18 protein-coding genes and 2 pseudogenes are annotated in these 24,020 nt (G+C 59.4%); 4 read left to right on the forward strand and 16 right to left on the reverse strand.

All coding sequences use genetic code 11. The features are described from left to right. Nucleotides 1-22: 22 nt before the first annotated feature. The 6 genes from RB623_RS20180 to aspT all read right to left on the reverse strand — a co-directional run bounded on the left by RB623_RS20180 (nucleotide 23) and on the right by aspT (nucleotide 8,584). On the reverse strand, nucleotides 23-973 hold the full coding sequence (locus RB623_RS20180; RefSeq protein WP_308058748.1) for a DUF2950 family protein: 951 nt from the start codon (nucleotides 971-973) through the stop codon (nucleotides 23-25). 35 nt (nucleotides 974-1,008) lie between these two features. Then, nucleotides 1,009-2,436 carry a DUF3300 domain-containing protein gene (locus tag RB623_RS20185; RefSeq protein WP_308058749.1) on the reverse strand — a complete coding sequence of 476 codons (1,428 nt, stop codon included), beginning with the start codon at nucleotides 2,434-2,436 and terminating at the stop codon, nucleotides 1,009-1,011. Between the two features lie 36 nt (nucleotides 2,437-2,472). Next, entirely contained in the window at nucleotides 2,473-4,083 is a 1,611-nt protein-coding gene (locus RB623_RS20190; protein WP_308058750.1) for a bifunctional aspartate transaminase/aspartate 4-decarboxylase, read from the reverse strand. Nucleotides 4,084-4,184: 101 nt separating this feature from the next. Continuing rightward, the gene (locus tag RB623_RS20195) at nucleotides 4,185-5,423 is read right to left on the reverse strand and encodes a porin (RefSeq protein ID WP_308058751.1); all 1,239 of its coding nucleotides are present in this window, start codon (nucleotides 5,421-5,423) and stop codon (nucleotides 4,185-4,187) included. 19 nt (nucleotides 5,424-5,442) lie between these two features. Then, nucleotides 5,443-6,852, reverse strand: coding sequence for a glutamate decarboxylase (locus RB623_RS20200; RefSeq protein WP_308058752.1), 1,410 nt, complete (start codon nucleotides 6,850-6,852; stop codon nucleotides 5,443-5,445). Nucleotides 6,853-6,892: 40 nt separating this feature from the next. Beyond that, a complete protein-coding gene (aspT, locus tag RB623_RS20205) occupies nucleotides 6,893-8,584 on the reverse strand; it encodes an aspartate-alanine antiporter (protein WP_308058753.1) in 1,692 nt (563 codons plus the stop codon). 154 nt (nucleotides 8,585-8,738) lie between these two features. Here aspT and RB623_RS20210 point away from each other — a divergent pair, with 154 nt between their 5' ends. Beyond that, entirely contained in the window at nucleotides 8,739-9,773 is a 1,035-nt protein-coding gene (locus tag RB623_RS20210) for a helix-turn-helix domain-containing protein (protein ID WP_308058754.1), read from the forward strand. A 691-nt stretch (nucleotides 9,774-10,464) separates the two neighbouring features. On the opposite strand, the pseudogene RB623_RS20215 reads toward RB623_RS20210, so the two are convergent. Beyond that, nucleotides 10,465-10,790: pseudogene (locus RB623_RS20215) on the reverse strand (transposase); the annotation flags it as partial. Between the two features lie 10 nt (nucleotides 10,791-10,800). Here RB623_RS20215 and RB623_RS20220 point away from each other — a divergent pair. Further along, nucleotides 10,801-11,136, forward strand: a pseudogene (locus RB623_RS20220) (DDE-type integrase/transposase/recombinase); the annotation flags it as partial. 68 nt (nucleotides 11,137-11,204) lie between these two features. On the opposite strand, the gene RB623_RS20225 reads toward RB623_RS20220, so the two are convergent. The 5 genes from RB623_RS20225 to RB623_RS20245 all read right to left on the reverse strand — a co-directional run bounded on the left by RB623_RS20225 (nucleotide 11,205) and on the right by RB623_RS20245 (nucleotide 16,659). After that, nucleotides 11,205-11,888, reverse strand: a complete 684-nt coding sequence (locus RB623_RS20225; RefSeq protein ID WP_308058755.1) for an SGNH/GDSL hydrolase family protein — start codon at nucleotides 11,886-11,888, stop codon at nucleotides 11,205-11,207. A gap of 30 nt (nucleotides 11,889-11,918) precedes the next feature. Further along, the gene (locus RB623_RS20230) at nucleotides 11,919-12,875 is read right to left on the reverse strand and encodes an ABC transporter permease (RefSeq protein WP_308058756.1); all 957 of its coding nucleotides are present in this window, start codon (nucleotides 12,873-12,875) and stop codon (nucleotides 11,919-11,921) included. 2 nt (nucleotides 12,876-12,877) lie between these two features. Then, on the reverse strand, nucleotides 12,878-13,774 hold the full coding sequence (locus RB623_RS20235; RefSeq protein WP_308058757.1) for an ABC transporter permease: 897 nt from the start codon (nucleotides 13,772-13,774) through the stop codon (nucleotides 12,878-12,880). Between the two features lie 89 nt (nucleotides 13,775-13,863). After that, complete coding sequence (locus RB623_RS20240; protein WP_308058758.1) at nucleotides 13,864-15,357, reverse strand: sugar ABC transporter ATP-binding protein; 1,494 nt, start codon at nucleotides 15,355-15,357, stop codon at nucleotides 13,864-13,866. Nucleotides 15,358-15,453: 96 nt separating this feature from the next. Then, the gene (locus RB623_RS20245) at nucleotides 15,454-16,659 is read right to left on the reverse strand and encodes a substrate-binding domain-containing protein (protein WP_374121715.1); all 1,206 of its coding nucleotides are present in this window, start codon (nucleotides 16,657-16,659) and stop codon (nucleotides 15,454-15,456) included. Nucleotides 16,660-16,887: 228 nt separating this feature from the next. Here RB623_RS20245 and RB623_RS20250 point away from each other — a divergent pair, with 228 nt between their 5' ends. Both RB623_RS20250 and RB623_RS20255 read left to right on the forward strand, forming a co-directional pair. Beyond that, nucleotides 16,888-17,529: an SGNH/GDSL hydrolase family protein gene (locus tag RB623_RS20250; RefSeq protein WP_308058759.1), complete on the forward strand. Its 642-nt coding sequence runs from the start codon at nucleotides 16,888-16,890 to the stop codon at nucleotides 17,527-17,529. 72 nt (nucleotides 17,530-17,601) lie between these two features. Continuing rightward, nucleotides 17,602-18,684, forward strand: a complete 1,083-nt coding sequence (locus RB623_RS20255) for an ROK family transcriptional regulator (RefSeq protein WP_374121717.1) — start codon at nucleotides 17,602-17,604, stop codon at nucleotides 18,682-18,684. Between the two features lie 342 nt (nucleotides 18,685-19,026). Here the strand turns inward: RB623_RS20255 and RB623_RS20260 are convergent, their stop codons facing one another. The 4 genes from RB623_RS20260 to iolD are packed head-to-tail and all read right to left on the reverse strand — an operon-like array spanning nucleotide 19,027 to nucleotide 23,942. Then, nucleotides 19,027-20,160: a Gfo/Idh/MocA family protein gene (locus RB623_RS20260; protein ID WP_374121718.1), complete on the reverse strand. Its 1,134-nt coding sequence runs from the start codon at nucleotides 20,158-20,160 to the stop codon at nucleotides 19,027-19,029. A gap of 47 nt (nucleotides 20,161-20,207) precedes the next feature. Beyond that, complete coding sequence (locus RB623_RS20265; protein ID WP_308058762.1) at nucleotides 20,208-21,263, reverse strand: sugar phosphate isomerase/epimerase; 1,056 nt, start codon at nucleotides 21,261-21,263, stop codon at nucleotides 20,208-20,210. Between the two features lie 10 nt (nucleotides 21,264-21,273). Further along, a complete protein-coding gene (locus tag RB623_RS20270) occupies nucleotides 21,274-22,092 on the reverse strand; it encodes an SDR family oxidoreductase (RefSeq protein WP_308058763.1) in 819 nt (272 codons plus the stop codon). Then, on the reverse strand, nucleotides 22,092-23,942 hold the full coding sequence (iolD, locus tag RB623_RS20275) for a 3D-(3,5/4)-trihydroxycyclohexane-1,2-dione acylhydrolase (decyclizing) (protein WP_308058764.1): 1,851 nt from the start codon (nucleotides 23,940-23,942) through the stop codon (nucleotides 22,092-22,094). The genes RB623_RS20270 and iolD overlap by 1 nt, the downstream gene beginning before the upstream one ends. Nucleotides 23,943-24,020 lie beyond the last annotated feature (78 nt).

Genomic DNA, 24,020 nt, shown 5'->3' on the forward strand with positions numbered 1-24,020 from the left:
GACCGCCGACTGGTGGCAGAATTCAATCGCCCGGATCGTTGACCACGGCCCAGCCGTCGTCGGGGTCGAACGCCGTGATTTTTTCGGCGAGCGCCGCCGTGCCCGGCCCCAAGTCCTTTTCGTAGACGGTGTCGTACTGGTTCACGACGAAGGTCATGATGCCTGTGCGGTCATACTGAGCAGGGGCGGCCAGCAAGGCGAAGCCGCCGATCATGTTGCCGTTGATGACGTAGTCATGCTGGCCGCCGGCGACGTTAGCGCCTTGGCCGTTCAGTATGCGATAACGGTAGCCGAAATAGCCGTCCCCGGCGGCAGTCGCCAACTCTGCCTGGCTGATCAGCGAACCAAATGGGCTTTCCGGAACGCCATCGCCGGGTTCCCAATAAAGCCCGTCATATGTTTCGGGAGTGCTGATCAGCTTCTGAGCATATTCGCCGACGCCATCCTCGTCCCAGTCGGTTTCCATATAGTCCTCCTGGGCGTCGACATAAGCACGCAAATTCGCGACGGTGGTCAGTTCATTATCGCCGATGCGGCGATTGATGACTTCTTCCAGTCCGGCAATGGTATCGAACGCCCACTTGCCCTCTGCCTGCACGACCGGGAATGGAAACGGCCACAGCTTGTCGCCTAGAACAAGAGTCCTGAGGTCGGGATCGGTCTCCTTGACCGCAATCGACACCGCCGCGGCCTCCCTGATCTCGGCGAAGCTCTCGTCGATCTCCTTGGATTTCATCACCTCGGCAGGGGCAAGGCCCAGGAGCGACGCCACCGCCTCCTTGTCATTGGCGGCGAGGTCCTTGCGGAACGCTTCTACGAGTTCCTCGACAGTCGCGAAGGTCGGGGGCTCCTCCCCGACAAAAGACTCGAAATCCTTCACCGTGCTGGGTTCTGCTTCCTGGGTGCTGCCGGCCGAAAGCGCGGGAACGCTGAGCGAGAGTGCGAGAGTTGCTGTAACGAAGTACCGGTTCATGGTCGTGTTCCTGTAAGGTGCAACAAGCAGCGGCGTTATCTGCGCCTTCCTCCGCCCCTGTGGCCTCCGCCTCCCCGTCCGCCGCCTCCCCGGTGCATCTGGCGCCCGCCACCACCCCGGCTCATCTGGCGATGGCCGCCACCCCGGCTATAGGCGCCGCGGTTCGAATGGTTGGTCGCAACCCTGCCGGGCCGGTGATTCCCCATCGCCGACGGCTTGCGCGGACGGTTGTCCACGCGCGCGCCAGGTTTCGGCTTGCTGGCCCGCTTCTGCGCAACCTTTTTTGCGGCAGGCTTGTTGACCGCCGATGTGGCCTTCTTATGCTGATCGGAAATGCGCTTCGCATCAGGGATCCTGTTCCCGGGCTTCGGCAGCTTGGCGTTCGGATGCTGCTTTAGGCCCTCGGCGACGTTCTTGCGCACGTCCTTGCCCTTGAGATCATGCGCCCGTGCCTGAAGAGTGCCCGGCTCCCGGCGCTTTCCCGGTCCGGCGCGGTCCTTGGCCTTCTTCGCTATATTGTTGAAGTCCTTGCCCTTCAAATTCTGCTTGAGCTTGTCGCGGTCGATATTCGCGTTCTTGAGATTGATCTTGTCGCGGTCAATGTTCTTGAGATCGAGATCCCTCAGCTTGTCGATGTCGATGTTGTCGATGTCGATATTGTCGAAATCGATATCGATGTTGTCGCCAATGTCGACATCGATATCCACGTCGCCACCCCAGGTGCCCCAATCGTCCCAGTCGACCGCGGCGGCCCAGATCGCACCGGTCACGAGCGCCGGCCAGTAGGGCGCCGTCGGAAAGTAGTAGGAAGGGTACGGGTCGTAGACGATCGGGTCGCCCGCTATGACGTAGTCGGGCTCGTAAAGCATCTCGGGGGGATAGGTCGGGATGTAGACCGTCTGCGGATCGGCAGATTGGATCACGACATTGTCGCCTTCGTTGACGACCTGCACCTGCTCCGTCGTCTTCAAGTAGTCCTTGGCCACCGCCTCGTCGCGCAACTGCTGGATAGCGACGAGCAAATCCTTCTGCTGGTTGGCGGCCGCATTCCCCAACTGCTCGGTCCACTCGAGATCGTCGTTCAGCTTCTTGACGAGGTCGGGATAGTTGAGCAGCGAAATCACGCTGCCGTCCCACTTGTCGCTCGGCTCGAGGTCAGGCGATTTTTCCTTTTCGTCAAGGAAGCGGGCGGCTTGCACGATCTGCAGCGGATAGAGTGAAGCCGCGATGGTGAGTGCGACGAGATCGTCGGGATAAAGCGCTATTGGCGCCGTCAGGACCTTCAGTTCGTCGAGCGTGAGAGGAGCAGACTCCTCAGAGCCCGCTGCCGAGTCACCGTCCGTCGCCGGCCGTGGGGTCGGCGTGGGTGCCTGGGCATAGGCCGGCTCACCCACCGGCGACGAAAGCATCAGCAGGGCAGCGAGACCAACTGAAACGAGGCCGAACCTGGAACAATTGGTCATCTGGTTGTTCCTGTTCCTACAATGGCGATTGCCAATCTATTTCTTTTGCACAGCCTGGAAGGTGTCGACGTAGCTGCGCGCCACGGCACGGACGGCGCGGCCTATGTCGTCATAGACGTCGTCCTGGAGATTGGCGAAAGAGACGCGCACGCTCCAATTGGGAGCATCGAACCCGCCTCCGTTGAGCAGCACGATCGAATGATCTTCCGCAAGGCGATAAACAAGATCGAGCGGATGAACATTCTGCTTCAACCATTCCACCATTTCCTCGCCTACATACTTCCGCAGCCAGAACTCGAAATCGAGGGTTCCGTAGTATGCCGCGAAATTCGCGTTGGGCTGAACATCCAAAGGGAGTCCTTCGAGCAGGCTGTCGACACGGCGCTTGCAGATATCCATGCAGGCTTTCTGATAAACCTTCTCCGTATCCATCAACTCGCTCATGGAGAACATGGTCATCATCACCTGTTGCGGCAACGAAAGACCGGCGGTGTGGTTGAGCGCCACGTCCCGGCTGTCGGCCACAATGCGGTCGATCATCTTGAGCTTTCGCGGTTCGAGCGTGATGGAAATGTAGCGCTTGTCCAGGGCCTCCAGTTCCTTGGCTGGAAGCTTGGCGATCGTGTCGTCGAGGATATTCTTCTCGTGGATACCAATGACCCCCAGGCGCCACCCGGTGCAGCCGAAATATTTGGAGTAGGAGTAGACGCCGATTGTGTTGTACGGCAACTCCACCAGCAGTGACCGGAAATTCGGCACGAACGTCCCATACACATCATCCGTGAGCAGGATGAGATCCGGGCGCTTCGTCTTTACCAGGTCAACGAGCTTCTTCAGCGTCGCGGCATCGATCGCCATCGAAGTTGGATTTCCCGGATTGACCACGAAGAATGCCTTAATCTTCGGGTCCTCGAGCTTCTTGATCTCCTCGTCGGAATACTGGAAGCGATGTTCCTGCGTCGCTCGGATGTGCACCGCCTTGAACGCGTAGTCCTCGAGTTCGGCGATTTCGATATAGGGTGTGAAGATCGGCGTGCCTATCGCGATGGTATCGCCTTTCTTCAGGATGCGGTTGGCCATCAGCGACTTGAAGATGTAGCACATGGCGGCCGTGCCGCCTTCGACGGCATAGAGGTCGAACCTGCCGGATTGCTTAGTGTCGCCTCCCATAGCCCACATCAGGTAGCGGTGCGCTACCTGCTCGGCGTGAACGAGCATACGGTCTGGAACCGGATAGTTGTCGCCGATGATCGAGTCGGCGAGTTCATGTACGAACGCGTCGGCATCAAAGCCGAACAGCTTCACTCCATGCTCCACCATCTTCGAGATGAAATCGGCGCCGGCGATGTCGGAATGCTTCTCAAGCCAATTTTCCAGGCGGGCGGCTATCCCGTTCATCTGGGGCATCCCGGCGAGACCAGCCTTCGGATCGTCCATCGAGCGCCGGCATTCGGTCAGCGCAAACTGCCCAAACAGAAAAAAGCCTTCACGCGGTGCGGTAGCAATCCAGTTGGGATTTCCGCGCCCCGCATTTAGCAGGGCGTGCGCGGATTTTTGCGCACTTCGCTTGGCAAGTTTCATCAACCCATCCTTGATCTCGAACGGGCTCATCTTCTCGTATTCACGGTAGTCGATCGTCGTCGCCATCGAACTTCTCCTCGTACTTGCAGCGATTTTTATCGGCTGCTGCGTTCTATACGGTCACGCTAATCATGTGCGGGACTTTGATGCCCGCTTGGTTCTTAAGCTCAGAACTTCATTCGGGCGCCCGCCAGCATGGCGACGCTGTCCTGGAAATCCTCGATCTCTTCGTCATAGGAGTAGGAACGGACACCCAGGTACAATTCAGTCTGGAGATAGTCCAAGTTCTGGACGATCTGCGCGCCGAATGAAGTGCTATCGCTGTCGAGGGCTGCGATGTCTCGGCCGAAATAGGCATCGACCGAAAGAGCCGTCTTTCCTACTTCGAAGAAGTCTTCCTGATAACCCAGCTTCACGTAGCCGTAGCGCCCGTCTGCAACTTCCTCGTCGGAATAGGCGGCCGCAAGCGTGAGGCTCAGACCTGTCGGCTCATGCAGGATGGAAAACGACCCGTCATAAAGGCCCTCGTCGCGGTTGGGCTGTGAAAACGCGACGGCTGCGGCAAACTTGTAGTCGCCGAACGTGTTGTCGTATCGCGCCGCAATGTCCCAGACGGTGATGTCTGTCTCTACAGGTACCAGTTGGGTCCCTACGGAGGCTGCAAGGCTGAAGCCATTGAACGACGGCGTGTCGTACCGGGCGCGGAATTTGCGGCTCACGCCGTCAAAATTCGTAAACGCGTCCTTCACGTGCACAGACGACAACTCCCCTTCATCCAGACGGAAGAACGGTCCGCCAGCCATGTCCGCCACAAGCGAATAGCCGACAACAGTCGTGCCGGAGAGATCGACTTCCGCCGTATTGTCAGAGGCCATGCTGCCTTGACCCAGCCACACCTTGCCGTACTGCTCGGATTCCAGGTAGATCTCGGCCTTTCTAAGCAAATCGGTTTCCCAATCGAAATCGTCTCGATTGAACTGGTTCACATTGTTCGTCGAATAAGGGTTCCATTCCCATTCGAGATTGGCGCCAAGCGACCAGTATTCATCGAGAGTGGTGTAGCCGCGCAGTCCGGCGCGTGATGACGAATTGCCGTTGTCGACCGGGAAATAGCCCAAGGTCGACCCGCCGTCGTCAAAGACCAGTAGCCCCTTGTTTATCTGGGCGTAAAACTCAAGATAATGTCGGTCATCGCCCCAGCGCAGTTTGGGAAACAGCGTCTCCCGGGTTTCGGTGGCGGGAGCGGCCGGTTCTTGCGGCAAGGCAGCGTCGGCCGCGGAGGCTGACTGTGCCAGCATCACCGTCAGTAAAGGACCAAAAATCGCTGTTGTTCCAACATAGCGTGCCATGATGATCCCTTTCCAAGCAAAAATGGCCAATGCTTCGGCATTGGCCATGAAGATCATTCTGCAAAAATCGCCAGCATCAGCATTTGACCGGCGATGTCTTGTACGGGTCGTGCAGTTCCGGCGGTTTGACATTGCCGCCATGCTTGCTCAGGAACTCGCACGCCCGCTCAATGTCGTCAGCGAGGTTTTCCACCGTATTGCGATTGATGTGCGGTCGAATGACGATCCGGAGGCTGTTGACGGATTGCGCATCTGCCGGCATCGAATAGGCAGCAAGCACCCAGCCTTTTTCCCGCACCTTGGCCGAGACATCGAATTCGTTGAAGTTCTTCGCTTTGGTCTTGTCGAGCGTCAACGCCACCACCGGTATGCGCTGCGTTTCGTTCATGATCTTGAAGAAGCCACTATCGACCAGTCGATTGCGTAAATACCCGGCATTCTCGACCGCATGCCGCATGACGCGCGTATAGCCGTCGCGCCCCAAGCGCAGCATCTGGTAATACTGGAGGATAATCGCAGCGGAGCCCTTGCTGAAGTTCAGCGTAGCTGTCGCCGCCTCTCCGCCGAGATAGTTGACGTAGAACACCAGCTTCTCGTTGAATATCTTGCGGTCGCGGAACACCACCCATCCCAGGCCGGGCGGCACGAGCCCGTATTTGTGACCCGACGCATTGATCGACTGCACCCGAGGCAATCGGAAGTCCCACTTGTAGTCCGGGTAGAGGAACGGATTGATGAATCCACCCGACGCGCCGTCTATATGCATCGGAATCGAGATGCCGGTCCTCTTCTCATAGGCGTCAAGCCAGTCGTGGATCTCCTGGATGTCATCGTCTTCGCCCGTAAAAGTCTGTCCGGCGATCGCCACCACGCAGATCGTGTTCTCGTCGACATATTTATCGAGATGTTCGGCGGTCAGGCGGTAGTTGCCAGGCCTGAGCGGAACGATGCGAGGTTCGACGTCGAAATAGCGCAGGAACTTCTTCCAGACGATCTGGACGTTGCCACCGGTCACCATGTTGGGGCGGCTGGTATCCTTGCCGGCCTTCTCGCGGGCCTCGCGCCAGTTCCATTTATGCGCCAGGCCGCCGAGCATGCAGGCCTCGCTGCTGCCGATCGTGGCGGAACCGTAGGGTGTGGCATCTTTGGGGCCATTCCAAAGGTCGTGCAGCCATTTCACGCACTGGAATTCGGTTCCCTTCGTGTGCGGATACATATCCGGATCAGCGAAATTTTTGTGAAAATGCTGGAGAGCGAGTTCCTTGGCTTCCGGCTCGATATAAGTGGTGACAAAGGACGACAGGTTGAGCATCGGATTGGCATCGGTCCAGCACTCTGAATTCACTAACGCCAGCGCCGCCCGGGCCGACATTCCCTGCTCCGGAAATTCCTCGCGCGGTATGGGAATGTTGAACTCGTCGTAAGGCGTCAGCCGCTGCTCGGGAGTGGAAACCGAAACAGTCTCTGCAGAAGATTTCTGTGCCATTTCGTCCTCTCTATCTGACTAACCTATCCGCGCGCCGCGTCTAGGTCATGAGTAAGACAAGAACCATTCCCCAAACAGTCAGGAGCGTGTTTCCGACCGCATAGGTAACGGTGTATCCCAGCCCGGGTATCTGACTTTTGGCCCGGTCGTTGATCATGCCCAGCGACGCAGTCGTCGTGCGCGCGCCCGAACAGGCCCCCAACAGAATCGCGGGATGGAACCGGAAGACGTATTTTCCGACGTACATCGCCAGCACCAGGGGAACGGTCGTAGCGACAACACCCCAGAGGAACAGGCTGAACCCAAGTTCCCGAAGGCCGGCCACAAAGCCCGGCCCCGATGAGATGCCGACCACGGCGATAAAGACATTCAGGCCGACCGAGTTCATAAACCAGACGGTGGATGAGGGAATTCGACCAAAGGTTGGATGCACCGAACGCAGCCAGCCAAAGAACAATCCCGAGATCAGGGCTCCGCCTGAAGTAGACAGCGTCAGGGGCACATCCCCGACCTTATAGACGAAGGCGCCGACCAGTGCGCCGATGGTGATCGCCGCGCCGATGAAGGCCACGTCGGCGATGTCGCTGGGGCGATCGATCACGCCGATGGCCTTTGCGGCCGCGGTGGTGTCCTGGGTCCGCCCAACGACGGTTAGAATGTCGCCGCGATGTATTTTCGTGTTCGGCAATATCGGGATCTCGGTCGCGGTGGCACCGCGCACGATCTTGCGCAGGAACACGCCTCGCGCCGCCGGCATTTTCGCCAGCTCGACCAGCGTTTTTCCGTCGACCTGCTTGTTGATCACCAGCACATCGACGCCCTCAGCGGGCACAGCCAGCAACTCACGATCCTCGACCTCTTCGGCCTCGTGTCCGATCAAATCCACCAGCACGTCGCGGCGGCCTGCCACCGCCACGACGTCACCCGCCTGGATCACGGTGTCGGCCGTGGCGTCCTCGACCTTTCCGTTGCGCCGGATGCGCTCTATGAACACGCGATGCTCGGGAAGAAGCGCCTCGGCGTCGCGCGCCGTCTTGCCGGCGACCTTGCCGCCTTCCCGCACCCGATACGCTCGGAATTCGTAATGGTGCCAGGCAGTGCCGGTCCCACCCGCCTCCTTCTTGCCGCCGAACTCCGCCTCGTAGCGCTTGCATTCCGCCTCGAGATTGATGCCCAGCAGCGCCGGCCCGATCAGGGCCAGCACGATCGCCGAACCGACGGTGCCGAAAATATAGGTGACGGCGTATGCCACCGGCATCGCATCGAGCAGCCGCTTTGCCTCTTCCGGAGGGAGTTCAAGCCGGTTTATCGCGTCCGTCGCAAGGCCCATCGAAGCGGAAATCGTCTGCGAGCCGGCATAAAGCCCCACCGCGGAGCCTATGTCGTAGCCCGCAATCTTGGCGGCGAGGAAGGGCGCGGCAAGGCAGAACACGCAGACAACCACCGCGAACAGCGCCTGCGGCACGCCGTCTTTGGCGATGCCTCTGACGAACTGAGGCCCAACCCCGTAGCCGATCGCGAACAGGAACATAAGGAAGAACGTCGCCTTGAGCGGCGGAGAGATCGTGATCCCAAGCTGTCCGATGATCACGGCTGCGATAAGGGTCGCCGTTACGGCCCCTAGACCCAAACCTTTGTACGTAAAGGAGCCGAAATAGTACCCAATCGCCAGGGACATGAAAATCGCGATCTCGGGATAACTGCGCAGCGTGTTGACGAACCAGTCGATCATGATTCCCTCCCCGGATCGATCTTCAGCCAAGCCCTTGACCGCGTGCACTATTGGACGAAACGACGACTATTACTAGCCATGCAAGCATGCCAAGTGTTGACTCTCCGCGCCAAAAGCAGATGATCGCTCTGGGTGGAAGATTCAGGGTGCAGCGGTGTCTCAAACTGGTATCGTCTCCACGCACTTTTCGACTTCTGAACTGGCGCCGCGCGACCAGTTTGATGCGTGGCATGAATGCATATCGGTCATCTTCGATGTGGAGAACCAAAGCGAACATGCATTGGGAGGGTTTGGTGCGACGGTCGACGCATTCCAACTTGCGGACGTCATCGTGGCCGTGTCTTGCATCGACGCCGAGCGCTACAAGCGTTCTGACCAACGGATTCGACGCGATCAGATCGACCATCTGCAGTTCTCACTTTATCGTTTGGGCGGTTGGGACTGCGAAAGCACAACCGGTCCGGTTCAGGGGAAAGCGCGGCAAATTTGCGTGGTTGATCTGGCCCAGCCGCTGGTGAGCCACGAACCGCGCTCCGATATGATCAGTGTGATCGTACCGCGGGAGAAACTGGAAAGCCGGCTTCCTGGAATAGCTGCGCTGCATGGGCGAGTGCCCGTCGGACCCTTTGCCGAACTCTTGGTGGACTACTTTGATCTGCTGGCTAAACGGCTACCGGGGCTGCCGGCTTCGAGCGGCGAGGAACTTGCCAGTGCTACCTGCGACATGCTGGTCGCATGTCTAAGGCCCTCTTTAAACAATATGGAAATCGCTCAACCACACCTGGACGCCGTTTTGCTTCGCCGCGCCAAAAACTATATCGACCGCGAGCTTTCCTCGCCAAACCTCTCGCCGGACTCGGTTGCGTCGTTCCTGGGTGTTTCGAGAAGGACGCTTTACCGCCTTTTTGAGAACATACATGGAGTCCAAAAATTCATTCTTGCTCGACGTCTGGACAAGGTTCGCCAAGCCTTGGCCGATAGCGAGCACCCACGCAAGGTGTCCGATGTCGCCGCAGGATATGGCTTCACCCGTGCCGACTATTTCTCACGGGCCTTCAAGAGCCGTTTTGGCTTGAGCCCGGCGGAAGCGCGCGGAATGCGCGTCCAGAAGGCCGCGAACCCGTCGACGCAGGGTGGAGGCTTAAGCAGCGACGGCTTCGATTGCTGGATCAAGGAGTTGGGCAAATAGCGAGTGACCCCGGGTTATGCGGACGATATCTGGGTCAGCCGTGGTTCGAACTGTTCAGGAAGTAATGCTGTGGCATGGGTGGCCCGAAAACATCGACCTCTTTTGTCTCGGCTCCCAGATGGCTTGGGTGCGCCAAACCTCAAGCCGTTACGGCGGCCGAGTGTAACGTTATTGACCTAACGGCGGCCATAGCCAATTGTCTAAACAAGAGAATGCAGCGCGCGCCCAAAAAATCAGCGTGGTTGCAAGTAATATGCTTGACCCGCGGATTGCAGTTGCTGGAGTGACTTTCCCGAGCAACTTCCCGGGCCTTCCCCGCCCACGGGCTGGGCCTTGCCGTCTATGGTTACAGTACCAGCCTGCCTGTCGGGTGTAATATAGATGGCAACTCCGTCCGCGTCGACTTTGGAAAGATAGTACGCACGGTGGACGCCGCTAACCTCACAATGAACCATGACCGGAAATTCATCAAAGGAGCCCTCGGCGGCATGTGCTTGATAGGTAGCTCCAAGTTGCGATAGCGCCGTAGCAGCCAAAGCTGTTCTTACAGTCGCTGCACTCGATTTCAAGCGAAGAAGCTGGCCTGATATGCCAAGTGCCATTGTCGGAATCCCTTTGCTCGCCGTTATCATCGATAGCGGCTTTCGAAGACCCAGTGTCGCCCAGTTTAAGTCCTCAGGCAAGTTCAGTTCCCTCCGACCGAATTGACGTGGATAGCGTCGCGAACATATTCGCCGCTGGAGTGCTTTACGGTCTCATGCTCTGCGAAACTCTCACCAGTGGCCATGAACGCCTTCGCACCGTCGCTCATCGAGCGGGCATTGGGCGTGATCTGCGTTTCGATGACGCGCTCCGCACCGCGGAACGAAGGCCGGTCATCACCGCGGCACGCGCATCGCCCGCCGGGGCGTCCGGCGTGTCGTTGTTCGGCCGCTGCACTATCGCCATGACAGGTGTTTTCTGCGTATTCGCCTGTCCTTTTCGGCCTCGTCCCGACTGCGGATCGTCTGGATGCTTCTTTGGGCGGCTACCGAAACAAGGCCTCGCACCGAAGCGCATGATCACCGACAAGCTGCGTTCTTATGGAGCGGCGAAACGGCAGGCCATGGCGGATGTTGAGCACCGCGCGCACAAGGGCCTCAACAACGGGGCCGAAAACTCCCACGTGCCGTTGCGAAAGCGGGAGCGGGCGATGCAGGGGTTCTGTTCGCCAGGCAGCCTGCAGCGCTTCACCTTGATCTTCTCAGCCTTCCGCAATCTCTTCGTCCCGGCCCGCTCAAAACAACGCCCCGCATTTCAGATCCATCTCCATCGCCTCAACGCCATGGCGCAATGGAAAGCTGCAACCCAAGCCCTCGCCTGATATCCCTGCCAGTGGTCCCTCACGTCCAACCTCAGATAACGTGACAACGCCGCTCCCTCCCTTCGGAGTTAGGCAGCCTCGACGGCCGGGACGCGCCTAAAGATCTCGATGACCTTGTCGGCGATCGCCTTGCCCAGATCGCGGTTGTTCTGGGCTGTAAAGTGAATTCCGTCGCATCCATCGGTCGTGATGAAATCCGCCGCGTCGAGGAAGTCGATCTTCATGAAATCAGCCATGTCTCGGTACTGTTGGCCGAGTTGGGCCGATTTCTCGTGGCCACCCCCGAACATTCCCTGGAAATACGGATGGGGCATGGGGGTGAGCGGCGGCGGTGCGACCACCAGGCAACGGGGAGCCGGATAGGCTGTGCCGATGCCGCCGCCACCGGTCATCACTTGACCGACTAGCTTGGCCATGCCGTAAGCGATGTCGTAGGGCGTGCGGTTGAAGAAGGGTTTGGTGTCGTTCGTTCCCAGCAGGATGATGACGAGATCGAGCGGCAAGTGGCTGGCGATCGCCGATGGCAGGTACTGGCTGCCGTTCAGCCGCGGATCGTTGGGATCGTCGGCGCTGGTGGTGCGGGCGCTGAGCCCCTCCTCGATGATGTGGTAACCCTCGCCGAGATGCGCCGCCGCAACTCCCGTCCAGCGCTCGGCATAGGGATAACGCAGGGTCGGCGAGCCGGTCTCGACAGGGATCCAGCCCCACGTCAGTGAGTCGCCAAAACACAGTATGGACCTTCTCTCAGTCATCGACTGCTCCTCGATAGGGATTGCTTTTGGTCATTTGAGTTTCGCCGTCCGCACGCCGTAGAAGACGGCAGCGAGCAGAATGATCAGACCTTGCGCGATCAGCTTGCCTGGCTCGCCGATGCCGAACGCCGTCATCACCACGAACAGAAGCGCGAAGGACAGAACACCGAAGAACGGGCCCCAGACACCGCCATCGCCGCGGCCGAAGACCACACCGCCAAGGATGGTCGCCGCAACCGCGAGGATCGGCAAGTCGAGCCCCACGCGCACGCTGCCGACGGCGATCGATGCGGTCTGGACGAGTGCGGCGACGCCCGCGATGAAACCGGCAAGCGTGTGCGCCAGGATCACCGTGCGCTCGACGGGCACTCCGGAGAAATGCGCCGCCTCGGCACTTTCGCCGACCGACATCACGTAGCGGCCAAACACGGTACGCGACAGGAACGCCGCCATCGCCAATGTCAGCGCAAACCAGAAGATGACGGGCGTCGGCACCGGCCCGAGCTTGGTATTGTAGATATCGCCGAAGATTGACGGTACGTCGCCTGGCGGCTTGCCGCTCGACAGGAATTGCACGAAGCCGACGAGAATGATGCTGACCGCCAGGGTGGTGATCACGGCGGACACGCGGCGCTTGGCTATCATCAGCCCATTGAACAGTCCGATGAATGTCCCGATTGCGAGCGCGAGCGCGATGAAGAAGGCCAGCGAGGCACCGGCAAAGATGCCAGACGAGATGAAATAGTTGACGAGGAGGATGATGCCGCCCCCTGACAGGTCGATGCTCTTCACCTTCATCACCAGAAGCTGGCCGAGCACCAGTACGCCGAGGGGCGCAACCTGACGGATGAAGACGCCCATCACGTTCACGTTCAGCATGTTGGGCCTGGCGATCCACAACACGAACAGCAGCGCGGCGAAAACGTAGTAGGCCGGCGGAATGCCGACAATCCGTTGCGCAAGAGGTCTGTTCAACAGCGCGGCCATCGTCAAAGCCCCATCTTCTTGCGGGACTGCAACCCGACCACGAGAAGCAGGATGCTGCCCTTGATCGCCGTTTGAATGAAGGGCGAGACATTGGTCAGGTTCATGCCGTTGGAGAGCAGCGCCAGGACCAGTGCGCCAATGACGGTGCCGTGCAGGCTGCCGACGCCCCCAGACAATTGTGTGCCGCCGATGGCTACCGCCGTTATCGCATCCAGTTCGAACAGCAGCCCCACATTCGGATCGCCCGAAACGATCCGCCCGGCCAGAAACACGCCGGCGAGTGCGGCGAAGCAGGAGCAGGCGACATAGGCGAGCATGATCTTGCGCTTGTCAGAGACGCCAAAATTGCGGGCCGCGTCCTCGGTACCGGCAGCTATGCCGCCGCCTATCGCAAAGAGATGCAAGCCGAAGCGCGATCCGTGCAGCAGCTTCCAGGCAAGCAGGATGACGATGATACCCCACAGCACCGGCATCGGAATGCCAAAAATGGAACCCGAGACGGACCGGATGACGATATCCGGGACCGTACCGCCCGATACCGGACGCATGAGCCGTGTGATCCCCAGCAGGATGTACTGCATCGCCAGCGTGGCGATGATCGGGTGCACGTTGAGCCGCGTGACGACGAAACCGTTGGTCATTCCCACCAGCGCAGCGAGAGCGAATACCGCTGGGATGGTGATGTAATCTGGAGCGCCGAGCGCCAGCACTGCTGTCGTGAAGCTGATCACCGACCCCACCGAAAGATCGAGGCCGCCCACGACAACCACAAACATCTGGCCGATGGCCGTAATGACGAGCGGCATGGCTTGCGCGACGAGATTGAACAGGTTCTCCGGCGCCAGGAACTGGGTCGTGCGGATAGAAAGGAAGAATGCAATTGCTGCCGCGATCAGCATCGGCAGGAACCATAGGCCTTGCCGGCTCTGGTTTCCCGTCAGCAAATTTGAAAGCCTTGTCTTCATCGGCTTTGCTTTCGATCCCGGCATCACGCGTTCAACGCGGCGTTGAGAATGTCGTGTTCGGTCGCCTTCTCGGCCGGCAGTTCGGAAACGACAGTGTTGTTGTGGACCACGTAGATGCGGTCACAAAGCCCGATGAGTTCGACGGTTTCGCGCGACAGGACAAGCACCGCGCCGCCGGCGTTGGCAAAGTCCCGAAGCAGCTTGTAGATCTCGGACTTGGCGCCAATGTCGACGCCCCGGGTCGGTTCTTCGATCAGCAGGATGTCGACGTCCGCCGCCAGATATCGGCCGAGGAGCACCTTTTGCTGATTGCCGCCGGACAGGGAGTTCACGGCCGCCGCCGCACTCGCAGCCTTGATGTTGAGTTCCGTCATGGTAGCAGCGACGGTCTTGCGAAAGCTCCTCGCGATCGACAGTTCACCCTGCCGTGCATGCAGGCCGATAGCGATGTTGTGTGCGATGGGAAGCCCCAGAAACAGCCCCTCCTCCTTCCGGTCTTCCGGCACGAAGCCGACCCCAGCCGCCTGCAGCCGTCGAATTCCGCCTCCTTGCGGAACCGGAAGGGGAAGCGGTTTGCCCTTTATCGTGACCGTGCCTGCAAACGGCCGAAACTGTCCGACGATCGATCGCATCAACTTCTGCTGGCCCTGTCCTTCCAGACCGGCCAGCGCGACGATCTCGCCTTTTGCGATGCTGATCGAGAAAGGCATCGATGCGGCCTCGATTTTGAAGTGCTTGACGTCGAGAACGACTTCGCCGGACGGCGATCCGCGGTCAGGAAACAGATCCTGGAGTTCGCGGCCGACCATCATGGCGATCAACGAACTCGGCGTTAATTCGGACACGGGCTTTGTGCCGACCAGCTTCCCGTCCTTGAGTACAGTAACGGTGTCGCAGATCTGAAAGATCTCGTTCATTCGGTGCGAGATGTAGACGATCGCCTTTCCTTCATCGCGGAGTCGGCGGATGTGCCGGTTCAGAATCTCGACGTCGGCCGCGTTCAGTGCCGCGGTGGGTTCGTCGAGGATAAAGGCGGCTGCGTCGGCCTTGATGCCGTGCGCGATTTCCACGAACTGCCGCTCGGCGATCGACAACTCGGAAACCAGCGTTTCGGAATCAAGATCAAGCCCGAGTTCGGCAAGCGCCTTGCGTGTTTCCGCATTCATGCGGGCATAATCGACCGATCCGAGCCGGGTGACCGGCTCGCGCCCGAGAAACATGTTCTCGGCGATGGTGAGGTTGGTCAGAAGCGACAGTTCCTGGAAGACCGTCGAAATGCCGAAGGCAAGCGCTTCCCTGGGATTGGCGAACGCGATCTTTTGGCCGTTCTTGTAGATCTCTCCGCTGTCTGGCTGGTACACGCCGGCCAGGATCTTCATCAGCGTCGACTTGCCGGCGCCGTTCTCGCCCATCAGGGCGTGCACGGTTCCCGGCAGCAATTCGAGCGACACCCGGTCGACGGCAACGCTGCCGCCGAACGACTTCGAAATATTCGACATCTCGATCAGATTGGCCATTGTACGCTCCCTTCCCACGGCGTGGAGTTCGCGGCGTGCTGTACACCACCTGCCGGGGCCGAAAGCCTCGACAGGCAGTGTCGTCTTGGGAGATCCTTACTTGTTGCCGTAGAGCTCCTTGAGCTTTTCCTCCGGCAGGTCGGTCGGCCACCAGACATTGGCGGAGAGATCATCGCGATAGAGGGCTTTCGCCTTCTCCAGATCCAGGCCTGGAGGATTGTAATCATAGTGCTTGGAGATGCCCGCCTCGCCCTTCAGCAACGCCACGGCCAGGCGGACGCCAGCCGCACCTTGTGCGGGCGAGTATTCGGGGGAGATCGACTGGAACCCGTCCTTGATCCACTGGCCGAAATAGCCATTGTTGCCCTCGCCGGAGATCGGCGGAATGTTGGCGCCGAACTGCTTGAAGACGTCAACGCAGGCGCGCGTCATATCGGCGCCGGAGGACCAGATGCCATCGACGTTCGGGTCGTTCAGGTACAGCGTCTCGCAGACCTTCTTGCCCTTGTCGTACTGCCAGTCGCCATGGTCCTCCGCGACAATCTTGACGTTGGTGCCCTTGAGGGATTCCAACAGGCCATTGTAGCGGCCAGTATCTTCCGGGTGGCCGGCAAGACCGCGAAGAACCCAGATCTTGCCATTGTCACCAACTGTCTTGACCAGCCAGTCGCCCATGACCTTCCCGAAATAGACACCGCCGGCGCGGATTTCAGTGGTGAAGGCATCAGTCTCGACCAGGCCGGTATGAAGAACGACCGGGATGCCGGCTGCAGCAGCCTTTTCGATTGCCGCGTCAGCCGACGTCGACGTCACCGGCTGAACAATGATGGCGTCGACCTTCTGGGCGATCAGGTCTTCGATGTCGGCGACCTGCTTCTTCTGATCGAAGTTGGCATCGAGCAGAATGAACTTCGTGATGCACGATTCGCGATCGGCGGCGGCCTGGGCTTCATGAGCGACCTGAATCGTCCACGTATTTGCATTAACGCCGAAATGACTCATGCCGATCGTGTAAGGACAGTCTTTCTTGTATTTGCCGGTCTCGACGACTGGATTGTCGCCGGGCGCAGGAACGGCGCCAGGCAACGGGCTGAAGAAATCAGCAGCAAACGCTGGCGCTGCGAGTGCCGCCACAGCCATCAACCCGATGGTCGCGACGGTCAAACTGAGATGCTTCATTGACGTTCCTCCTCTGAGCCAAAGACAGACTGCTTCGGGACGTGTGAGCGTCCCGGAACACAGACAACTGGTGGCCGGCTCATCGACCTTGCCAGCAATTCCATTGGACAGATGCGACTTCACGCTAGCTCCGAGGTGGTAACCTCCCCCTCAACTCGTGCATCGAAGTCTGTCCTCCCGGCGAGGGAAAAACACCGGTCCGAACGCGGTGTCAATAGTTATTCAGATTGAATGAATAAGAAATCTATTTTATATCCACGTCGGTCGGTGTCATGACTGAACGATTGTGGCGCGCCCATCGTGGGCCGTAACCTATTGTCTGTAAATGGGAAATGCGGAGCCGGACCGACAATGCGAACGGTTTTGTGTTACGGAGATTCGAACACCCATGGCCAGGTCCCCGGTGGGACGCTGCTTGATCGCTACCCATACCCTCAGCGTTGGCCGGGAGTGTTGGCCCGAGAACTCGGCAGCGACTGGTACGTCATCGAGGAGGGGTTGAGCGGGAGAACGACGGTCCGCGATGATCCAATCGAGGGCGCAATCAAGAACGGCAGGAGCTACCTGCGCCCCTGCATGATGAGTCATGCGCCGTTGGACCTCGTCGTGATCATGCTCGGCACGAATGATCTAAAAGCCCGTTTCAACCAGCCCGCGTCGGAAGTCGCCATGGGCATCGGCTGCCTGGTCCATGACATCAAGGAGCTCCTACCTGGGCCTAGGGGAAGTTGCCCGGAAATCCTGGTGGTCGCACCACCGCCGATGCTCGATGACATCAAGGAGTGGGAGCAGATCTTCAAGAATGCGCCTCCCAAGTCGCGCGAACTTGCTCTCGAATTCGAGGTCATCGCGGATTCTCTCGAGGTCCACTTCTTCGATGCCGGATCGGTCGTCGGGTGCGACCCGCTGGATGGCTTCCATATCAATCAACGGGCGCATGAGGGGCTGGGCGTGGCCCTGGCACGCGAAGTAGAGGCCATCGGTTGGAAATGATCTGCTATCCGTCTTCCAAAGCCAAATGGCTTCCCCATACGCCATCCGCTGAGGACTGCCGCAATGCCTGATATGCGCTTCGCGCCACCCAATCCTTTGAGAATCGCGGACCGCGCCACCGGGCTGAATTCTGTCAGTGTGAGAAGCTACAACGAGCGGCTTGTCCTGTCGCTTTTACTCCAAAACAAGTCCACAACTCGCCTCGAAATTGGCGAACGAACGGGCCTGTCCGCACAGACCGTCTCTGTGCTCGTACGCTCGCTTGAACATGAGGGGTTGGTGGCGCTCGGCGCGGCGCTGAAGGGCCGCGTCGGCCCACCCACCGTGCCGATTGAGCTCAATCCTGAAGGCGCGTATTCGGTTGGCCTTAGCGTTGGTGCCCGGCAGACGGATGTCGTTCTGATCGACTTTGTAGGGGCCGTGCGCTTTCACAAGACTTTCGCCAATCCCGCAATCACACCCGGCAGCAACCACACCCAGTTCCTGGAAACTATTCGCAAGGCCGTCGCGCTGCTACCTGAGAAAGAGCGGCTACGGCTTGCAGGTGTCGGGATGGCCCTGCCGCATAGCGCTTCCGACGGGCAAGACGAAGAAGCTTATTTTATAGCTTTGCAGCAGGAGATTGAGGAACAATTGGGAATCGCCGTGTTTGTTCAGAACGACGTCACGGCGGCCGCGAGCGGTGAGAGCATGTTCGGTGTCGGCAAATCGCTCACCGACTATATGTTCTTCTATCTGGGTGCAAAGCTCCATGGCCGCCTTATCCTCAATCACCAGATCCACAACGGAAATTCGCCCGTAAGTTTTGACGTTGGAATTGCGGCGCTTGAGCGTGAGCTAGCGCGGGACGGCAGGTCCGTTGATGCGCTTTGGGACAGGTCGGGGACGTGGCCAGACAGAGATGAGATCATTCAAATGTGGGAAGCGCGTCTCGTTGATGAAATGTTGCGATCGCTCGCTGGCGTTAGCCAGTTTGTCGAATTTGAGAGCGTGGTGCTCTCTTCCTATGCGCCTTATTCTGTCTGCGAGGACATTTGCCTCAATCTCGAAGCGGCCTGCCCGAGTATCAAAGCCATTGCTAGCAATTTGAAACCGTCACCAAAAGCAGTTGGCGCCGCCAGCCTTCCATTCAGCTCGAGATTTATGGTTAAATAAGTCAGGTTTCGCAACAGGGAGACCGAGGCGAATCCTCTACCTAACGGGATCTGTATCCCGGCATATCGTTTGCCCTGAAGGGAATTGTCAAATTAATCCAGTATAGCGCTCCTGGAGGGCTTCTAGCCCGATTTTCGCTCCCATAAGCCGTTGATTTGCTTACGCCACGATTTTCAGCTTGACGAGTAGAAAGCAGTATTCTGCGTTAAGTTGACAACTCCCGGATCGAGCCTCTGCGCCCACACGCCATGTTAAGGCGACGCTATCGGTGCCAGGAAGCGAGCATTTTAGGCCACGCGAGTCGCCGGCAAGGCGCCGCGATGGCCCTGCAACTTTGCGATCTCACACGGCGACAGGCGTCAGCCACGGCTGATCAGAAGCAGCCGAGCTGTCGACCACGGCGTCCACGAAGGCGACGCCCTTCAGCCCATCATATGCGGTGGGTATGTCGCGGCCGATCACAGATGGTTCCCGGTCCTCCGATCTGGCGCGAATAGCCTCCGCAAATCCCGCGTACAGATTGGCAAATGCTTCGAGATACCCCTCGGGATGCCCTGGTGGCGTGCGGGTGCGCGCCTTTGCACTTTCACTCAGATCGTCAGCGCCGCGCTTGATGATCTCCGTCCTGCCGTTGAGCTTCGCATGAACCAGTTCGTTTGGCTGTTCCTGGAACCACGTAAGCGATGCCTTTTCGCCGAAGACCCGCAGTCTGACACCATTAGACGATCCGAGCGCAACCTGGGATGACCACAACAGGCCGCGCGCGCCGCCGCGGTACCGCAGCATGACGTGAGCATTGTCATCGAGGGCCCGTCCTTCGACGAAGGTTGCGAGGTCAGCCGTCAAGGACTCTAGTATCAACCCAGAAACAAAGCCGGCCAAATGGTAGGCGTGGGTACCGATGTCACCGATGGAACCGCCTCGCCCGTTCTTATTCGGATCGGTTCTCCACGCAGCCTGCGCGTTTCCCGCGGTTTCGATCGCCGTGGCCATCCATTCGAGCGGGTACTCCACCTGCACGGTGCGGATTTTGCCCAACAGCCCAGCGGCAACCATATGCCGCGCCTCGTGCACCATAGGGTAACCGGAATAGGTGTAGGTGACGCCCATGAAACGGTCGCTGTCGCGTACCAATTGCTCAAGCGCCACCGCATCAGCCAGGGTCGCCGTCAGCGGCTTTTCACAGATTACGTCGAAGCCGGCCTCGAGAAACGCCTTGCTGATCGGAAAGTGGGTAAAGTTCGGTGTGCAGATCGCCACCGCGTCGATCTTGTCGTCGCGGGTCAGTTCGCCGTGGATCATGGCGCGGTAGTCGTCGTAGGACCGGGACGGATCGAGCCCTTCATCCGCCGCGAACGCATGGCCGCGCTTGGCATCAACGTCGAAGGCGCCGGCCACGAGCTGCCAGTCACCGTCCTGCCGCGCGGCGATCCTGTGAATGTTGCCGATATAGGCACCTTGCCCACCGCCCACCATGCCCAGCCGCAAGGGACGCTTTGAAGTGTTCACAGACATATTGAGCCTCAGTCCAGTCCAAGCATTGCGCGGTTGGCCTCGCGGTTCGCGCCCGATTTCACGAAATCATCAAAAGCTCGATCACCCACGCGGATGATGTGGTCGCGGATGAACCGCGCGCCTTCCGCGGCTCCATCCTCGGGATTCTTTATGAAGCATTCCCATTCCAAGGTTGCCCATCCATCGAAGCCATAGGTGGACAGCTTCGTAAAAACGGTCCCGAAATCTACCTGACCATCGCCAAGCGACCGGAAACGACCTGCGCGTTTCGACCACGGCTGAAACCCACCGTAGGCGCCGGTCTTGCCGTTCGGGCGGAACTCGGCATCCTTGACGTGGAACATCTTGATGCGCTCGTGGTAGTGATCGATGAATTCCATATAGTCGAGCGCCTGCAAGACGAAGTGGCTGGGGTCGTAGAGAATGTTGCAGCGTGGGTGGTTGCCGACCCGTTCGAGGAACATCTCGAAGGTCAGGCCATCGTGCACGTCTTCGCAAGGGTGGATTTCGAAGCACAGGTCGACGCCCTGTTCGTCGAAATCGTTCAGGATCGGCAGCCAACGTTTCGCCAACTCGTCGAACGCTTCATCGATCAGGCCCTCTGGCCATTGCGGGTAGGGATAGAGGTAGGGCCAGAGCAACGTTCCGGTGAAGCTGACATGGCGGTCGATACCCAGATTGCGCGACGCACGTGCCGCAAAACGCATCTGTTCTTCCGCCCAGGCCCGCCTCGCCGATGGGTTGTTATGAGCGGCCGCCGGCGCAAAGCTATCCATGATCCGGTCGTGCGCGGGGTGGACGGCCACAAGCTGCCCGGTAATGTGGGAGCCGAGTTCAGGCAGTTCCAGACCGCGCTCTGCGAGAACACCTTTGAGTTCGTCGCAGTACGTCTTGCTCTCGGCGGCCTGCTTCATATCGATGAGGCGTGTGTCCCACGTCGGTATCTGGACGCCGGCGAAGCCTTTGTCCGCGACCCAGCCGGCGAGGCCGGGCAGCGAGTCATAGGGGGCTTGGTCCGCTGCAAATTGGGCGAGGTAGATTCCTGGTCCCTTGATGGTTTTCATGGCGAACACCTTATGCCGAGAGAGCGGCTGCCGGGGCCGGGGGTCCGCCGTCATAGGCGCCCCAGACCGATTGATCGAAGTGGATGACAGCGCCGGTCATCATTCCGGAGTCATCCGATGCAAGGAAGAGGACCGCGCGGGCGACCTCTTCCGGGGCCAGAATGCGTCCGAAAGGTTGTCCGGCCGCCGCCTTGGCGAGCCAGTCGGGATCCGCGCCGTGATACTCCCGCTGCACCCGGTCCTCGCCGTCGGACGCCATCCATCCGATGTCGAGCTGATTGACGCGGATCTGATTGCGCATCAGGGCATACCCGGAGTTTCGCGTCAGAGTAGCCAGAGCGCCTTTCGATGCCGAATAGGGCGATAGAAACGGCTGTCCGGCTCGCTCGGACGTCGATCCTATGTTCACAATGCTGCCCTTGATGCCATCGCGTATCATCAGTCTGGCTGCATCCTGCATCAGAAAGAACGGCGCCCGCACGTTGGTCGCGAACATGCGATCGAAAAGCTCGGGCTCTGTGTTCAGCAAGTTACCGCGATCGGTCAGCCCGGCTGCATTGACAAGAATGTCCACCCGGCCAAACTTTGCATCTGCCTGTGCCATAACGGTCCGGCAATCCTCGACCTTTCCGAGATCGGCCGAAACGAAGGAGACCGGGGTTCCGGTCTCTTCGGTTATGGAGGCGGCGACGGCATTGCCCTTCTCAGCGTTTCGGCCGCAGGTCACGATGCCAGCGGCACCGGCCTTGGCAAACGCTCGCGCAACTGCGGCGCCGAGTCCCTGGGTGCCGCCCGTGACGACGGCGATCTTCCCCTCGATGCGGTTCATCAGACGCCAACCCGCTGCTTCTTGCGAATTTCTTCCTGGTGCGCGCGTGCCTTCTGAACCGACGGCCGATCGGACACCTCTGGAACGCCCACGTCCCAGTCTGCGTCGCCGGGAACCCATGCGTAGGCATCGGTTGCCAGTGTGATGAGGGTGGTGCGATCCGTCGTTTGCGCCCACTCCATCGCGGATTTCAGGTCGGCCAGGCTCTCGCATCGACGGGCGAGCGCACCCATCGATTCGGCGTGTTTCACGAAGTCGACGCCGAACGCCTGCTTGACCCGGCAGTCCTTTATCAGATTGTTGAACTCCGGAACGCCCTTGAACTGTTGAAGGCGATTGATGACGGCGTACCCGCCGTTGTCGCAGACGACGACGATCATCTTGTGGCCGGTCAAGATCGTTGAGTAGATGTCGGAATTCATCATCATGTACGTGCCGTCGCCAAGCATGACGATCGGCGTACCTTCCCCGTTCTTTGCCATGGCATGACCCCAGCCGGCGGCCAGTTCGTAGCCCATGCAGCTGAAGCCGAACTCGCAATCGAATGTGTTCGGGTCCTTGACGCGCCAACCCTTCATGACTTCGCCCGGCGTTCCGCCAGCAGCGGCGATCAGTGTGTCGTTAGGCTTGGCGAACTGGTTCACGATGCCGACGACTTGAGCGTAGGTCGGGACCGGACCGTTGGTGACGACCTGATGCTTGTCGACGATCCTGTTCCATTCAGCGAATAGCTGCTTTGCCCTCTTCATCTGGCCTTCCGGAGCCTTCCAGTCGCCTAGTGCCTGATCCAGTTCGGAAACCGTCTCCAGCGCATCTCCGACCACAGCGACCGCACGGTGCTTCGTGGCATCGTAACGGGCGGTGTTGATGGAAACGAAGCGAGCGTTAGGCGAAAACGCGGTCCAGGAACCTGTGGTGAAGTCCATGAGGCGGGTGCCGACCGCCAGGATGACGTCGGCATCCTGCGCAAGCGCATTCGCGGAGGTCGAACCGACGATGCCGATAGGGCCGGCATGGGCCGGATGATCGTGCGTCACGGTGCCTTTTCCTGCGATTGTCTCGATGATCGGGATGCCGCGCTTCACGGCGAAGTCGGCGACGGTTTCTCCCGCCAGCGAATAGCGAACCCCGCCGCCGGAGATGATCAGCGGTCGCTTTGCGGTCTTTAACAGCGCAACTGCCTCAGCCAGCTTGGTGCGGTCCGGGCGCGGCCGAGGCACCCTCCACACGGTCGGCTCAAAGAATGCCGAGGGGTAATCATAGGCGAGTTCCTGGGTGTCCTGTGCAAGCCCGAGAAAAGCAGGGCCGCAGTCGGCGGGATCCAGCATGGCTCCAATCGCCTGCGGCAGAGATGAAATGATCTGCTCGGGCAGGACGATGCGGTCCCAGTAGCGGGTGACCGCCTTGAAAGCGTCGTTCACCGTCACAGTCGGGTCGGTGAAATGCTCGACTTGCTGCATGACTGGATCTGGCACACGATTGGCGAAGATGTCGCCGGCAAGGAGGAGCACCGGCAGGCGGTTCGCATGCGCCGTTCCGGCCGCCGTCACCATATTCGTTGCGCCAGGCCCGATTGAGGTCGCCGCCACCATGAGCTGGCGTCGGCGCTTGGCTTTCGCAAACGCAACAGCAGCGAGCGCCATCGATTGCTCGTTCTGACCGCGCCAGGTAGGCAGCTGGTCCTGCACGGCCTCAAGTGCTTCGGACAGGCACGTCACATTGCCATGGCCGAATATGCCGAACACGCCAGCGAACAGCGGAACGCGCTCGCCATCGATCTCGGTGAATTGGTTGCACAGATAGCGCACGAGCGCCTGCGCCATCGTCAGGCGCACGGTCTGGCGGGACATGTCATCTCCTCCGATATGTCGTTTTTTGCTAGCTACGAAATATTTATTGACAATGCAAGAGTTTGGCAACATTCATTG

Source organism: Mesorhizobium sp. LHD-90 (genome assembly GCF_030929505.1).
Taxonomy (GTDB): Bacteria; Pseudomonadota; Alphaproteobacteria; order Rhizobiales; family Rhizobiaceae; genus Kumtagia.

What these genes read in the sequence shown, in the direction of transcription:
- RB623_RS20250 (WP_308058759.1), top strand. Translation starts at nt 16,888, where the DNA reads ATGCGAACGGTTTTGTGTTACGGAGATTCGAACACCCATGGCCAGGTC.
- RB623_RS20190 (WP_308058750.1), bottom strand. Translation starts at nt 4,083, where the DNA reads ATGGCGACGACGATCGACTACCGTGAATACGAGAAGATGAGCCCGTTC.
- RB623_RS20180 (WP_308058748.1), bottom strand. Translation starts at nt 973, where the DNA reads ATGAACCGGTACTTCGTTACAGCAACTCTCGCACTCTCGCTCAGCGTT.
- RB623_RS20235 (WP_308058757.1), bottom strand. Translation starts at nt 13,774, where the DNA reads ATGCTGATCGCGGCAGCAATTGCATTCTTCCTTTCTATCCGCACGACC.
- iolD (WP_308058764.1), bottom strand. Translation starts at nt 23,942, where the DNA reads ATGTCCCGCCAGACCGTGCGCCTGACGATGGCGCAGGCGCTCGTGCGC.
- RB623_RS20260 (WP_374121718.1), bottom strand. Translation starts at nt 20,160, where the DNA reads ATGGTGGGCGGTGGGCAAGGTGCCTATATCGGCAACATTCACAGGATC.
- RB623_RS20240 (WP_308058758.1), bottom strand. Translation starts at nt 15,357, where the DNA reads ATGGCCAATCTGATCGAGATGTCGAATATTTCGAAGTCGTTCGGCGGC.
- RB623_RS20255 (WP_374121717.1), top strand. Translation starts at nt 17,602, where the DNA reads ATGCGCTTCGCGCCACCCAATCCTTTGAGAATCGCGGACCGCGCCACC.
- RB623_RS20195 (WP_308058751.1), bottom strand. Translation starts at nt 5,423, where the DNA reads ATGATCTTCATGGCCAATGCCGAAGCATTGGCCATTTTTGCTTGGAAA.
- RB623_RS20200 (WP_308058752.1), bottom strand. Translation starts at nt 6,852, where the DNA reads ATGGCACAGAAATCTTCTGCAGAGACTGTTTCGGTTTCCACTCCCGAG.
- aspT (WP_308058753.1), bottom strand. Translation starts at nt 8,584, where the DNA reads ATGATCGACTGGTTCGTCAACACGCTGCGCAGTTATCCCGAGATCGCG.
- RB623_RS20230 (WP_308058756.1), bottom strand. Translation starts at nt 12,875, where the DNA reads ATGGCCGCGCTGTTGAACAGACCTCTTGCGCAACGGATTGTCGGCATT.
- RB623_RS20270 (WP_308058763.1), bottom strand. Translation starts at nt 22,092, where the DNA reads ATGAACCGCATCGAGGGGAAGATCGCCGTCGTCACGGGCGGCACCCAG.
- RB623_RS20185 (WP_308058749.1), bottom strand. Translation starts at nt 2,436, where the DNA reads ATGACCAATTGTTCCAGGTTCGGCCTCGTTTCAGTTGGTCTCGCTGCC.
- RB623_RS20265 (WP_308058762.1), bottom strand. Translation starts at nt 21,263, where the DNA reads ATGAAAACCATCAAGGGACCAGGAATCTACCTCGCCCAATTTGCAGCG.
- RB623_RS20225 (WP_308058755.1), bottom strand. Translation starts at nt 11,888, where the DNA reads ATGACTGAGAGAAGGTCCATACTGTGTTTTGGCGACTCACTGACGTGG.